This window comes from Streptomyces sp. NBC_01451 (assembly GCF_036227485.1).
Lineage (GTDB): Bacteria > Actinomycetota > Actinomycetes > Streptomycetales > Streptomycetaceae > Streptomyces.
The window spans coordinates 4,116,394-4,130,166 of the sequence record NZ_CP109479.1; the positions used below are offsets into that span (position 1 = coordinate 4,116,394).

Genomic DNA, 13,773 nt, shown 5'->3' on the forward strand with positions numbered 1-13,773 from the left:
CAGAAGCGGCGAGACGGCGTGTGTGACCTCCCCCACGCGCCCGACCGTCCCCCCACCCCTCACCACCCCTCCAGTTCCTGAGAACGCAGTTCGTGAGCACCAGCAGCACCGAGATCTGCCCCGTCCGGAAGGATTCCCATGTCTGAGAACCATGACGCGATCGTCACCGACGCGAAAACCGAGGGCACGGGTGGCTGCCCGGTCGCGCACACGCGCGCCCCGCACCCGACCCAGGGCGGCGGCAACCGCCAGTGGTGGCCCGAGCAGCTGAACCTGAAGATCCTCGCGAAGAACCCCGCGGTCTCGAACCCGCTGGGCGAGGAGTTCGACTACGCCGCCGCGTTCCAGACCCTCGACCTTCCTGCCGTCAAGCAGGACATCGCCGCGGTGCTGACGGACTCCAAGGACTGGTGGCCGGCCGACTTCGGGCACTACGGCCCGTTCATGATCCGGATGGCCTGGCACAGCGCGGGCACCTACCGCATCAGCGACGGCCGCGGCGGCGCCGGCGCCGGTCAGCAGCGCTTCGCCCCCCTGAACAGCTGGCCGGACAACGGCAACCTCGACAAGGCCCGCCGTCTGCTGTGGCCGGTCAAGAAGAAGTACGGCCAGAGCCTCTCCTGGGCCGACCTCATGATCCTCGCGGGCAACGTGGCCCTGGAGTCGATGGGCTTCGAGACCTTCGGCTTCGGCGGCGGCCGTGCGGACGTGTGGGAGCCCGACGAGGACGTGTACTGGGGTCCCGAGAAGGTCTGGCTCGACGACGAGCGCTACACCGGCGACCGCGAGCTGGAGGAGCCCCTCGGCGCCGTCCAGATGGGCCTCATCTACGTCAACCCCGAGGGCCCCAACGGCAACCCGGACCCGCTCGCCGCGGCCCGTGACATCCGCGAGACGTTCCGCCGCATGGCGATGAACGACGAGGAGACCGTCGCCCTCATCGCCGGTGGCCACACCTTCGGCAAGACCCACGGCAACGGCCCGGCGGACGCGGTCGGCCCCGACCCCGAGGCCGCCCCGATCGAGCAGCAGGGCTTCGGCTGGAAGAGCACTCACGGCTCCGGCAAGGGCGGCGACGCGATCACCAGTGGCCTTGAGGTCACCTGGACGAGCACGCCGACCCAGTGGAGCAACGGGTTCTTCAAGAACCTGTTCGAGTACGACTACGAGCTGACCCACAGCCCGGCCGGCGCCCAGCAGTGGGTCGCCAAGGACGGCGCCGGCGCGGGCACCATCCCGGACGCCCACGACGCCTCGAAGTCCAAGCCCCCGATGATGCTGACGACCGACCTCTCGCTCCGGTTCGACCCGGCGTACGCGGAGATCTCCCGTCGCTTCTACGAGAACCCGGACCAGTTCGCGGACGCCTTCGCCCGCGCCTGGTACAAGCTGACCCACCGTGACCTGGGCCCGGTCGTCCGCTACCTCGGCCCCGAGGTCCCGTCCGAGACGCTGCTGTGGCAGGACCCGCTGCCCGCGGTCACGCACGAGCTCGTCGACGCCGCCGACGTCTCCGCCCTCAAGGCGCAGATCCTCGGCACCGGCCTCACGGTCTCCCAGCTGGTCTCCACCACCTGGGCCGCCGCGTCCTCCTTCCGCGGCAGCGACAAGCGCGGCGGCGCCAACGGTGCCCGCATCCGCCTCCAGCCGCAGGCCTCGTGGGAGGTCAACAGCCCGGACGAGCTCGCCACGGTGCTGCGCACCCTGGAGGGCGTGCAGGAGTCCTTCAACGCCGCCCAGTCCGGCGGCAAGCAGATCTCGCTCGCCGACGTGATCGTCCTCGCGGGCGCCGCGGGCGTCGAGAAGGCGGCCAAGGACGCCGGCTTCGACATCGAGGTCCCCTTCACGCCGGGCCGCGTGGACGCGACGCAGGAGCAGACGGACGTCGAGTCCTTCGCCGCCCTTGAGCCGACCGCCGACGGGTTCCGCAACTACCTCGGCAAGGGCAACCGCCTCCCGGCCGAGTACCTGCTCCTGGACAAGGCGAACCTGCTCAACCTGAGCGCCCCCGAGCTGACCGTCCTCGTCGGCGGCCTGCGCGTCCTCGGCGCGAACCACCAGGGCTCCTCGCACGGCGTCTTCACCGACACCCCCGGCAAGCTGACGAACGACTTCTTCGTCAACCTGCTCGAACTGGGTACGGAGTGGACGGCCACGTCCGAGGACCAGAACACCTTCGAGGGCCGCGACGCCTCGGGCCAGGTCAAGTGGACCGGCACCCGTGCCGACCTGGTCTTCGGCTCCAACTCCGAGCTGCGCGCGGTCGCGGAGGTCTACGCGAGCGACGACGCCAAGGAGAAGTTCGTCAAGGACTTCGTCAAGGCCTGGGTCAAGGTCTCGAACGCGGACCGCTTCGACCTGGTCTGATCCGCGTCCGATCCGCAGGTTCGTCGCACGACGACGTCCAGGCCGGCCCGTACGGGTCGGCCTGGACGTTTTCGTCGATACTCGTCCCCATGCGTCCTCCAGTACGGTCCTCAGCGCGCCCGGAACCGGATCTTCCCGACCTCCACGCCCTGCTCAGAACCCTGCGGGTGTGGTCCCCCGAGGTCACCAGGCTCCCGGCCTTCGACCCGGACACGGCCCCCGCCGATCCGCTCCCCCTCTTCACCACCTGGTTCGCGGAGGCGGTGGCCGCCGGGCAGCCCGAGCCCCACACCATGTCCCTGGCCACGTCGGACACCGACGGCCTGCCCGACGTACGCACCGTCATGCTGCACGGCGCGGACAGCGACGGCTGGTCCTTCGCCTCGCACTCCGGAAGCGGCAAGGGCCGCCAGCTGGCGGCGCGCCCCTACGCCGCGCTCCACTTCTACTGGCCCGCGCTGGGCCGCCAGATCCGGCTCCGGGGCCCTGTCGCGTCCGCCCCCTCCCCCGAGGCCCAGGCCGACCTGCACGCCCGCTCGACGGGAGCACTGGCCGCCGCGCTGACCGGCCGCCAGAGTGAAGTACTGGCCTCGGTGGCCGAGTTGGAGCGCACCTCCCAGGAGGCCTGGGAACGGGCCCAACGCGAACCGGACGCCCCCGCCCCGACCTGGACCCTGTACCGACTCCACCCGGACGAGGCCGAGTTCTTCCAGGGCAACGCCCAACGCCGCCACGTACGCCTCAAGTACCGCCGCACGGAAACGGGTTGGCTCAGGCAGCTGCTGTGGCCGTAGGAGTCACGTCGAACCGGTACGCCGTGAAATCCCGTACCGGCCGATAACCGAGTCGCTGGTAGAGGGCGTTGCTGGTCGGGTTCGCCGGATCGGTGAAGAGCAGCACCTCCGCCGCGCCCGCCGCACAAGCGGCCCGGCTCACCGCCACGGTCACGGCTCCGGCGTACCCCCGACCGCGCAGGTGGAGCGGGGTGTAGACGTCCGCGAGCCGGACCGCGCCGACCAGCTGCGGGGCGGCACAGGCCATGGACACGGGGGTGCCGTCGGGACTCTCCCAGAGGGTGATGCCGCCGTACGCGATGCGTTCGTCGGCCCAGCGGAGGCCTTCCTCCTCCGGGGGTGCGGGCATACCGACCTCCTCGGTGAACTCCCCGTACCAGCAAGCCAGTTGCTTCCGGTCGGCGGCGACCGCGACCCTGGCACGGCCGGGAGGGGCCGACTCGGGCGGGGTGAGGGCGGCGAGGCGGTACAGCCGCTGGCGGTTGTGCGGCGTGCCGGTGATCCCCGTACGGCGCCGCCAGGCCTCGGCAAAGGCGGCGGCTGTCTCGTGGACGGCACTGAAACCGGGCAGGGGCTCGTCGAGGCTCCCGAGGAAGGCCGCCAGATCCTCGGCCTCCGCCACGGTCAGGGGTGTGACGCTCAGCCTGGAGGGGAGCGGCATACGAAGGAAGGCAGCCGTCACCGCGCCCGCGCGCTCCAGGACGCCGAAGACCGGCTGCCTGGGCCCGGGCACCTGCGGTCCGTGCCTGCGCAGCTCGACGATCTTCCTCAACTGGTTGATGTGCAGGGCTGGTTGGGAGTGCAGGAAGCCACGGGCGCGGTGGAGCAACTCGTCGAGGTCAGCGATGAGACGCCACTGTCCGGAGTGCTTGTCCTCAGGGTCGGAACTTGTGGAAGGCATACCTCATGCTCCCGCGCCCTCCCCCGCCCCCTCGTCGGACTCCGGCTTCGGCTCCGGTCCCGGCTCGGGATCGGGGTCCTGGGCGATCCGTCCGTGCAGGTGCACGTCCCGGAAGACGTCCTGGCGTTGTTCCTCGAACATGGCGCCTCTCAGGGTTCCCTCGTACCGGAAGCCGCAGCGTTCGGCGACGCGGCAGGAGGCGTCGTGGCCGATGGCGTGGCCGAGTTGCAGACGGTTCAGGCCGAGGACGTCGAAGGCCCAGCGGGTGCCGAGGGCGAGGGCGCGGGTGGCGACGCGCCTGCCGCGGGCCTCGGGGAGGACCCAGTAGCCGATGTGGGCGTCGCGCATGAAGGGGTCTATGCCGTTGACGCCCAGGTGACCGAGTATCGCGCCGGTGACGACGTCCGTGACGCAGAAGGACACCCGGGTACCGTCCGCCGCGGTGCCGGAGCGGGTGCCGAGGGAGTCGCGGGCGCTGTCGAGGTCGGTGACCGGCTTCATCGGGGTGTTCCAGCGCCGGAAGTCCGGGTCGGTCAGGCCGCGCAGCCACGCGTCGACGTCGGTGTCCGAGTCCGCGCGCCACTGCCGCAACCGGAGTCCGTCGCCGAGCAGCTCGGGAAACTCGGGGACGGGGTGGGTGAGGGACCGCTCATGGATATGGGCCATCAGCCCATTGAAGCCCGTACGGCTGTACGACTCCCACCCCTGGGGCGGAAGACGGGCACACCCTCCCGAAAAGCCACCTCCAGCCCCATCCCGACCCCCAGCTCCCCCTCCGCACCGTCCACCACCTCGGTCATCATCCGGGGCCCCTCGTCGAGGTCGACGACGGCGGCCACGTACGGCGTGCGCTCCCCGAAGGGCGGCAGGTCGTTACGGTGCACGACGGACCAGGTGTAGAGCGTGGCCAGCCCGCTCGCGGTCTCCCACGTCACGTCCTCGCTCCAGCAGTACGGGCAGAACTCCCGGGGATAGTGATGAGCCCGCCCGCAGCCCCCGCAACGCCGTACGAGCAGCCGCCCCTCGGCCGCCGCGTCCCAGTAGGGCCGTGTGAAGGCATCGACCTCGGGGATGTCGAACCGGCCTCTGTCCGCGCCCACGCCCGTGCCCGTACTCACGCCCATGCCCACGGCCCCCTGCCGATCGCTGTCACCTGACGGTGCGTCAGTTCAGTATGGCCTCACCGAGCCCCCACAACCAGGCCTCCCGCGTCACCGGCCCCACCCTCCTCCCCCACCGCCGTGATCAATCCGCAACCGATTCCGGTCTTGCCCGAGACCCAACAAGTGAGCAGGTGCATACGCTCAGGCACATGGCCGACTCACCGACTTCGTCACCGTCAACGACCGACCCCGTGTACGTCATCGGCGGCGGACCCGGTGGTCTCGCCGTCGCGTACGCGCTGCGGGCCCAGGGCGTGCGGGCCGTCGTGCTGGAGCGGGGCGATCGGGTCGGGTCGTCCTGGCGGCGGCACTACGACCGGCTGCACCTGCACACCACCCGGCGGCTGTCCTCGCTGCCGGGGCTGGCGATGCCGCGCTCGTTCGGGCGGTGGGTGGCCCGGGACGACGTGGTCCGGTACCTGGAGAAGTACGCCGAGTACCACGAGCTGGAGGTCGTCACCGGCGTCGAGGTGTCCCGGGTCGAGCGGACCGCCGACGGCACCGGCTGGCTGCTGCACGCCACCGGCGGGCGCGAGCTGACCGGCAGCGCCGTCGTCGTCGCCACCGGGACCAACCACACACCCCGGATCCCCGAGTGGTCCGGGCGCGACGCCTACCGCGGCGAGCTGCTGCACGCCGCCCAGTACCGCAACCCCGAGCCCTACGCCGGCCGTGACGTCCTCGTCGTCGGGATCGGCAACACCGGCGCCGAGATCGCCGTCGACCTGGTGGAGGGCGGGGCCTCACGGGTACGGCTGTCGGTGCGCACCGCCCCGCACATCGTGCGGCGGTCCACGGCCGGCTGGGCGGCCCAGTTCACGGGCATCCTCGTACGACGGCTGCCGGTGCGCCTCGTCGACCGGCTCGCCGGGCCGATGGCCAAGGTGAGCGTGCCCGACCTGTCGGCGCACGGGCTGCCCCGCCCCGACACCGGGCTGTACTCGCGCGTCACCGCCGGCTCGATCCCCGTCCAGGACGTCGGCCTCATCGACGCCGTCCGCAAGGGACGGGTCGAGATCGTGGCCGCCGTCGAGGGCTTCGAGGACGGCAAGGTCGTCCTCGCCGACGGCGGGCGCCTCGAACCGGACGCCGTCATCGCCGCCACCGGATACCTCCGGGGCCTGGAAGGCCTCGTCGGCCACCTCGACGTACTCGACGCCCGCGGCAAGCCGGTCGTCCACGGGGCCCGTTCCCCGAAAAACGCGCCAGGGCTCTTCTTTCAGGGCTACACCAACCCCATCAGCGGCATGTTCCGGGAAATGGCGATCGACGCGGTACGCATCGCGAAGGCGGTCGCACGACAGCAGTCCGCCGCCGCGAAGTAGGCGGACCTCGCACGGCCCGCACCTCCGACGCCCCTGCGACGGGTCCCCGGTGGGTCCCCGGTGCGCCTCCGGTAGGCCTTTGCCGCCTCTCCGCCGCCTACGGATTGACCACCGGCTCGGTCGAGCCGATCGCGGTCGCCGCAAAGAAGTTCCCCGCACGCCCGTTCCTGACGGAGTGTCAGTTCAGTAACCTGACACTGCGTCAGTTAATTGGCTGTCACACAGGAGCGGGCGGACCGATGCTTGGATCAACCCACGGCACCCTCACCACCGACTCCCGCCGGGCCCGGGTCATCGCCTGCGGCGAGCAGCCCTCGCCGGTCGTGCACGGCAGGCCCGCCGATGTCGACGACCTCGACGTCAGCGGCCGACCACTGTACGCCGGCGTGCCCGATCTCGACCGCTTCTTCCGGCCCGAGTCCCTGGCGGTGGTCGGTGCCTCGGACGCCGAGGGGCGGCCGAACACCGGTATCACCCGGCAGTTGCTGGCGTGGGCCGAGCGGGTCGGTGCCCGGCTGCACCCGGTGCACCCGACCCGCGAGGCCGTCTTCGGCATACCCTGCTTCCCCTCCGTCGCCGACCTGCCCGAGCAGATCGATCTCGCCGTGCTCCTGGTCGCCGACCCCCTTCCCGTGATCGAGCAACTCGCCGAGGCCAAGGTGAAGTTCGCCGTCGCCTTCGCCTCCGGGTTCGCGGAGACGGGTGAGGCGGGCGCGGAGGCACAGGCCCGCCTGTCCGCCGCCGTGCGCCGCTCCGGCATCCGTCTCCTCGGCCCGAACACCAACCTCAACGCCTTCGAGAACTTCCGCGAGGACCTCGACGGCCCCGCGATCGCCCTGATCACCCAGTCCGGCCACCAGGGCCGGCCGGTCTTCGCCCTCCAGGAACTCGGCATCCGTCTCTCCCACTGGGCTCCCACCGGCAACGAGGCCGATCTGGAGACCGCCGACTTCATCTCCTACTTCTCCGAGCGGCCCGAGGTGGGCGCCATCGCCTGCTACGTCGAGGGCCTGAAGGACGGCCGCTCCTTTCTCCTCGCCGCCGACCGGGCCGCCCGGCGCGGAGTACCCGTCGTCGCGGTCAAGGTGGGCCGCACCGAGACCGGCGCCCGCACCGCCGCCTCCCACACCGGCAAACTGACCGGCGCCGACAGGGTGGTGGACGCGGCGATGCGGCAGTACGGGGTGATCCGCGTCGACGGACTCGACCAACTCCAGGACACCTCGGCCCTGTTGGCCCGCGCCCGCCGACCGCTCGCCGACGGGGTCGCCGTCTATTCGATCTCGGGCGGCACGGGCGCGCACTTCGCGGACCTGGCCACCGAGGCCGGGCTGAACCTGCCTCAGCTGTCCGCCGCCAAGCAGGCCGAACTGCACGAGTGGATACCCGGCTACCTGAACGTGGCCAACCCGATCGACAGCGGGGGCCATCCCGTCGGCGACTGGCGCGGTCGGAAGATCATCGACGCGATCCTCGCCGACCCCGCGGTGGGCGTCCTGGTCTGCCCCATCACCGGTCCCTTCCCCCCGATGAGCGACAAGCTCGCGCAGGACCTCGTGGACGCGGCCGAGCAGACGGACAAGCTGGTGTGCGTGATCTGGGGCTCGCCGGTCGGCACGGAGGCGGCCTACCGCGAGACCCTGCTCGGCTCCTCCCGGGTGGCGACCTTCCGCACGTTCGCGAACTGCGTGACGGCTGTGCGCGCCCACCTCGACCACGCCCGGTTCACCGCCTCCTACCGCTCCCCCTTCGACGAGGCCCCGCGCACCCCGTCGCCCAGTTTCCGCAAGGCGCGGGCGCTGATGCGGCCGGGCGAGGCGCTGAGCGAGCACGCCGCCAAGCTGCTGCTGCGCGCGTACGGGATCCGCGTGCCGCGCGAGCAGTTGGTGACCAGCGCGGCGGCGGCCGTCCGGGCGGCGGGGCTGGTGGGTTACCCGGTGGTGATGAAGGCGTCGGGCGGCCAGATCGCGCACAAGACGGAACTCGGGCTGGTGAAGATCGGGCTGACCTCGGCCAGCCAGGTCCGGGACGCCTATCGCGAGCTGACCGACATCGCCCGCTACGAGGGCGTCGACCTGGACGGCGTACTCGTGTGCCAGATGGTCGAGCGGGGCGTCGAGATGGTCGTCGGCGTCACGCACGACGACCTGTTCGGCCCGACGGTGACGGTGGGGCTCGGGGGCGTGCTCGTGGAGGTGCTCCAGGACACCGCCGTACGCGTGCCGCCCTTCGGTGAGGTGCAGGCGCGGGACATGCTGACGGAGTTGCGCGGGCGTGCCCTGCTCGACGGGGTCCGGGGGCGCCCCCCGGCCGACCTGGACGCGCTCGTCGAGGTCGTCCTGCGGGTGCAGCGCATGGCGCTGGAACTCGGGGACGAGCTGGCGGAGCTCGACATCAACCCGCTGATGGTGCTGCCCAGGGGCCAGGGAGCGGTGGCGCTGGACGCGCTGGCGGTGTGCGGGCCGGGCCCGGACGGCCCGCACGGCCAGGTCCTGAGCCAGCCGCCGCTCTAGCCGCAGCACCGGCCACAGCACTCGCCACAGCACCGGCCGCCGTAGGAAACGGAGCAGCACCCCCATGACTTCCTCCCCCGAAGAACCCGGTACGCCCGAAAAATCCGTTGAGTCATTGGTACTGCACGCCACTGACAATCACGTCTCGTGGATCACCCTCAACCGCCCCGAATCCCTCAACGCCATCACACCTGACCAGCGAGAACGCCTCATCCAGCTTTTCTCGGACGCCTCCGCCGACCCCGCAGTACGAGCCGTCGTCCTCACCGGCACGGGCCGGGGCTTCTGCACGGGTGCGGATCTGCGAGGAGGCGGGCAGGGCGCCGGAGAGCGGGTCGCCGGTGACGTGGCCCGTGTCATCCGGCTCGGCGCCCAGCGCCTGATCTCCGCCGTCCTCGACTGCGAGAAGCCGGTCATCGCCGCCGTGAACGGTACGGCGGCCGGCCTCGGCGCCCATCTGGCCCTCGCCTGCGACCTGGTACTGGCCGCCGAACAGGCCCGGTTCATCGAGGTGTTCGTGCGCCGGGGGCTGGTCCCCGACGGCGGCGGCGCGTACCTCCTCCCCCGCCTGATCGGCCCCCAGCGCGCGAAGGAGCTGATGTTCTTCGGCGACGCGCTGACCGCCCCGGACGCCGAACGCCTGGGCCTGGTAAACCGGGTCGTCCCGGCCGAGGACCTCCACAAGACGGCCCGCGAATGGGCGGAGCGCCTCGCCACCGGCCCGACCCGCGCCCTCGCCCTCACCAAGCAGCTCGTCAACGCCTCCCTCGACTCCGACCGCGCGACCGCCTTCGCCGCCGAGGCCACCGCCCAGGAGATCAACATGACGACGGCGGACGCGAGGGAAGGGGTCGCGAGCTTCGTGGAACGGCGGAGTCCGCGCTACGGCGGGAGCTGACAGCCTTGCGGGGCTTCACTTCTGACGCTCCGTCAGTTCCAATGGAACCTATGTTGGGACAAGCGGGAATGGCGGCGGCTGCCGTCCGGTATCTCAGGTCTGCCGGGGCACCGACGGTGGCGCCCACGGTCGCGGGGCCCGTCGAGGCGCTGCCCCGGCCGGACTTACGGGCCGTCGGCGAGGACGAGCGGGCACCGGTCGCCCCGGCCGAATTCCGGCGCGTACTGGGGAACTTCGCGACCGGTGTCACCGTCGTCACCGCACCGGCAGCCGAAGGCGAGACCTCGCCCGCCGGCTTCGCCTGCCAGTCCTTCGCCGCTCTCTCCCTCGACCCGCCCCTGGTGGTCTTCATGGTCGGGCGTACGTCGAGGACGTGGCCGCTCATCGCCCGCGCGGGCGTCTTCTGCGTCAACGTACTGGGCGACGGGCAGGGCGAGTTGTGCCGCGGGTTCGCGCGGAGCGGCGCCGACAAGTTCGCGGGCGTCGCGTACGACGCGGCGCCGGTCTCGGGCTCCCCGCGCCTCACGGGCGCCGCCGCCTGGATCGACTGCACGATCCACGCCGTACACACGGGAGGCGACCACCTGATCGTCGTAGGCCGGGTGGAGGCGCTGGGGGCGGGGGACGACGAAGGCACTCCGCTGCTGTTCCACCGTGGGCGGTTCACCCGGCCCGTCGGCGAGCGGGACGTCCCCGGTCCATGACCCGGGGATGACACCGCCGGGCGCGATCCGGTGGAAAACCGGTCGCTGTGGACCAGGGCACCTGGAACCATTTCGTCATGAACACGGATCCCGTCGACCAAGCGCGGCGTCTCGCCCATGACCGTTTCCCCGATGCGCTCGCCGTGCTCCTCGCCGGGTCGACGGCGGCCGGACGGGCCACCGCCGGCAGTGACTTGGACATCGCGGTTCTGATCGAGGACGGTGGCGAGACCCACCGGGAGACGATTCGGTTCGAGGGACGTGTCGTGGAGCTCTTCGTCCACACCCGTGCCGGTCTCGTGGAGCTCTTCGCGGTGGACGTCGCCGCACGCCGTGCCGTCCTCCTGAGCATGTACGCCGCCGGGATCGTCCTGGTCGATACGGACGGCGAGGCCGGGCGGGCCCGCGCCCTGGCCGAGGCGAACCTGCGGAAGGGCCCGCCGGCGCTGGAACCGGAGACGGTCGAGACGCGGAGGTACGGGCTGACGGACGCACTGGACGATCTCACCGACGCCGCCGACCGAATCGAGCGTCTGGCAGTGGCCGGGGTCGTGCTCGACGCAGCCGCCGACCTGCTCTGCGACCACCACCACGCCTGGATCGGCCGCGGGAAGTGGCTGCCGCGACGCCTGCTGGAGGCGGACGCGGAGCGGGGGGCCGCCCTGCTGGAAGGCCACCTGCACCTGTGCGAGTCGGGAGACCCCGTCCGTATGATCGACGCGGCATCGGAGATCCTCGACCTGGTCGGCGGGCCTCTTCGGGAGGGCTATCGCCGCACCTGGCCCGGCGTCGTCGAGCCGGCTGCCGCTGCCGCCGCCCCCGGGCGTTGACGGAGGCCGAGTCCCACCTGCCGCGCGGTCCCGGCTCACGGGGACGTGCGAAGATCTACGGGCCCTGCCGGGCCCCACCCCTGCCGCAGTAACGATTCCCCGGAGAGCCCATGCGCCGCGCCCACCTCCTCTTCACCGCCGCTCTCGTGCTCTGCACTGCCTGTTCCGGCGGTCCGGACAGTGACTCGGGGAAGAGTGCGGAGGAAGCGGTGGATCACGGGGCGGCCGTGCGCTCCGCGATCGCGAGGACGAGCGCGGACAGTGCCCGCGTGGACGAGAAGATCGAGCTGCGGTCCGCCGACAGCCCCACGACGTACGTGTTCGCGATCGCCGGTGCCTTCGACCTCGGGGGCGACAGGGGCCGGCTCACGGTGGAGCTTCAGGACAGCGGCATGGACCCTGTCGAGGAGGTCTTCGTCGACGACACCGTCTATGTGCGGGGCTCGCGGACCGTGGACGAGGGCGAGTGGGCCTCGGCCGTCCGGAGCGAGGCCCTGACCCGCTATTTCCTGCGGGCGCCACTGAACGACCCCGAGCACCTGCTCCGCCAGACGAAGGCGATGCGGCAGGTGACGAACGAGGGCGAGGAACAGGTGAACGGCGCCCCCGCGGTGCACTACCGGGGCACGATCGACCACGCCACCGCGACGCTCCGGATGACGGCGGAGACGAAGCAGGGGCTGGACGCGATGCGCGAGAAACTGGGCGACGACGTGCCCGTCTTCGCGGATGTGTGGGTCGACGGGAAAGGGCGCGCCGTCCAGGCACGGCTGTCCTACTACGGCGGCATGAAGGCCACGACGACGATGACGCTGTCGGACTTCGGGACGCCGGTGAAGGCCGAGGCTCCGCCGGCCGAGCAGGTCGTCCCGGTGACGGCGGGCGAGGACGTCCTGCTGGCCTGAGCGGGGACGGCCCCGGCGGTCGTCAGCTCCCTCAGGCCGGGGCTGCCACCACCCGGGCCGGACCGCGCCGCCGTATCACCAGCGCCATCAGCGCCGCAGCCGCGCACAGGGCCCCCGACGCGTACCAGACCACGTCGTACGCCCCGAAGACGTCCCGGGCCAGGCCGCCCAGGAACGCCACGAGGGCCGCGCCGACCTGGTGGGAGGCGAGGACCCAGCCGAAGACGATCGCGCTGTCGTCGCCGTAGTGCTCGCGGCACAGGGCGACGGTGGGCGGGACCGTGGCGACCCAGTCGAGGCCGTAGAAGACGATGAAGAAGATCATCGGTGGGTGGACGGTGGGCGCGAGCAGCATCGGGAGGAAGAGGAGCGAGACGCCGCGCAGCGCGTAGTAGACGGCCAACAGCCTGCGCGGGTCGTAGCGGTCGGTGAACCAGCCGGAGGCGATCGTGCCGACCACGTCGAAGACCCCGATGACGGCGAGCAGTGAGGCGGCGGCCGTGATGGGCATGCCGTGGTCGTGGGCGGCGGGCACGAAGTGGGTCTGGATCAGGCCGTTGGTGGAGGCCCCGCAGATCGCGAAGGTGCCGGCGAGGAGCCAGAACGGGCCGGTGCGAACCGCCGACAGCAGCACCTTGACCGTCCGTCGCGCGGCGCCCTGCACGGGGGGCGGTTTCGGTACGAACTCCTGCGCGCCGTAAGGCTTCAGGCCCACGTCCGCCGGGTGGTCGCGCAGCAGCAGCCAGACGAAGGGGATGACCGTCAGGGCCGCCAGGGACACCGTCACCGCCGCCGGGCGCCAGTCGTGCGTCTCGATGATCCACGACAGCAGGGGCAGGAAGATCAGCTGGCCGGAGGCCGAGGCGGCGGTCAGGATGCCCGTCACCAGGCCCCGCCGCTCGGTGAACCAGCGGTTGGTGACCGTCGCCGCGAAGGCGAGCGCCATCGAACCGGTGCCCAGGCCGACCAACAGGCCCCAGCACAGCATCAGTTGCCAGGCCGCCGTCATCCACACGGTCAGGCCGGAGCCGAGCGCGATGACCGCGAGGGCGACCGCGACGACCCGCCGGATGCCGAAGCGGTCCATCAGGGCGGCGGCGAAGGGCGCCGTGAGCCCGTACAGCGCGAGGTTGATGGAGACGGCGGCGCCGATCGTGCCCCGCGACCAGTCGAATTCGTCGTGGAGCGGGTCAATGAGCAGCCCGGGCAGGGAGCGGAAGGCGGCGGCGCCGATGATCGTCACGAACGCGACGGCGGCGACGAACCAGGCCCGGTGGACGCGGAGGCGCGAGGCCCGGCCGGGCTTCCGGAGGCGGCCGGGGGCATCAGCGGCGTCGGCGGCACCGATGGCCGCATCGGTGGCGTCGGCAGCG

General features: G+C 71.7%; 12 protein-coding genes. 8 read left to right on the forward strand and 4 right to left on the reverse strand.

Features of this window, described 5'->3' with window-relative positions; genetic code table 11:
* The first annotated feature begins 138 nt into the window (after positions 1–138).
* Both katG and OG595_RS17755 read left to right on the forward strand, forming a co-directional pair.
* Entirely contained in the window at positions 139–2,367 is a 2,229-nt protein-coding gene (gene katG / locus OG595_RS17750; protein WP_329273257.1) for a catalase/peroxidase HPI, read from the forward strand.
* 89 nt (positions 2,368–2,456) lie between these two features.
* Entirely contained in the window at positions 2,457–3,161 is a 705-nt protein-coding gene (locus tag OG595_RS17755) for a pyridoxine/pyridoxamine 5'-phosphate oxidase (RefSeq protein ID WP_329273259.1), read from the forward strand.
* On the opposite strand, the gene OG595_RS17760 is transcribed toward OG595_RS17755, so the two are convergent.
* From OG595_RS17760 to OG595_RS17770, 3 genes are read right to left on the reverse strand one after another with little or no spacing between them, the layout of a single operon-like run.
* Entirely contained in the window at positions 3,139–4,062 is a 924-nt protein-coding gene (locus tag OG595_RS17760; RefSeq protein WP_329273262.1) for a GNAT family N-acetyltransferase, read from the reverse strand. The two genes, OG595_RS17755 and OG595_RS17760, sit on opposite strands and share 23 nt — an antisense overlap.
* 3 nt (positions 4,063–4,065) lie before the next feature.
* Positions 4,066–4,728: a GNAT family N-acetyltransferase gene (locus tag OG595_RS17765; protein ID WP_329273265.1), complete on the reverse strand. Its 663-nt coding sequence runs from the start codon at positions 4,726–4,728 to the stop codon at positions 4,066–4,068.
* Positions 4,728–5,186 carry a Zn-ribbon domain-containing OB-fold protein gene (locus OG595_RS17770; RefSeq protein WP_329273268.1) on the reverse strand — a complete coding sequence of 153 codons (459 nt, stop codon included), beginning with the start codon at positions 5,184–5,186 and terminating at the stop codon, positions 4,728–4,730. The genes OG595_RS17765 and OG595_RS17770 overlap by 1 nt, the downstream gene beginning before the upstream one ends.
* Positions 5,187–5,374: 188 nt before the next feature.
* Here OG595_RS17770 and OG595_RS17775 point away from each other — a divergent pair, with 188 nt between their 5' ends.
* From OG595_RS17775 to OG595_RS17800, 6 genes are all read left to right on the forward strand, one after another.
* The gene (locus tag OG595_RS17775) at positions 5,375–6,550 is read left to right on the forward strand and encodes a flavin-containing monooxygenase (RefSeq protein WP_329273271.1); all 1,176 of its coding nucleotides are present in this window, start codon (positions 5,375–5,377) and stop codon (positions 6,548–6,550) included.
* A 239-nt stretch (positions 6,551–6,789) separates the two neighbouring features.
* A complete protein-coding gene (locus OG595_RS17780; protein ID WP_329273274.1) occupies positions 6,790–9,063 on the forward strand; it encodes an acetate--CoA ligase family protein in 2,274 nt (757 codons plus the stop codon).
* A 64-nt stretch (positions 9,064–9,127) separates the two neighbouring features.
* Positions 9,128–9,961: an enoyl-CoA hydratase/isomerase family protein gene (locus OG595_RS17785; protein ID WP_329273276.1), complete on the forward strand. Its 834-nt coding sequence runs from the start codon at positions 9,128–9,130 to the stop codon at positions 9,959–9,961.
* A gap of 50 nt (positions 9,962–10,011) precedes the next feature.
* Positions 10,012–10,665, forward strand: coding sequence for a flavin reductase family protein (locus OG595_RS17790; protein WP_329273279.1), 654 nt, complete (start codon positions 10,012–10,014; stop codon positions 10,663–10,665).
* A gap of 77 nt (positions 10,666–10,742) precedes the next feature.
* Positions 10,743–11,495 (forward strand): nucleotidyltransferase domain-containing protein, encoded by a 753-nt coding sequence (locus OG595_RS17795; protein ID WP_329273281.1) that lies wholly within the window; start codon positions 10,743–10,745, stop codon positions 11,493–11,495.
* Between the two features lie 110 nt (positions 11,496–11,605).
* Positions 11,606–12,400: an LppX_LprAFG lipoprotein gene (locus tag OG595_RS17800; RefSeq protein ID WP_329273284.1), complete on the forward strand. Its 795-nt coding sequence runs from the start codon at positions 11,606–11,608 to the stop codon at positions 12,398–12,400.
* Positions 12,401–12,431: 31 nt separating this feature from the next.
* On the opposite strand, the gene OG595_RS17805 is transcribed toward OG595_RS17800, so the two are convergent.
* Positions 12,432–13,748, reverse strand: coding sequence for an MFS transporter (locus OG595_RS17805; RefSeq protein WP_329282975.1), 1,317 nt, complete (start codon positions 13,746–13,748; stop codon positions 12,432–12,434).
* Positions 13,749–13,773: the final 25 nt, after the last annotated feature.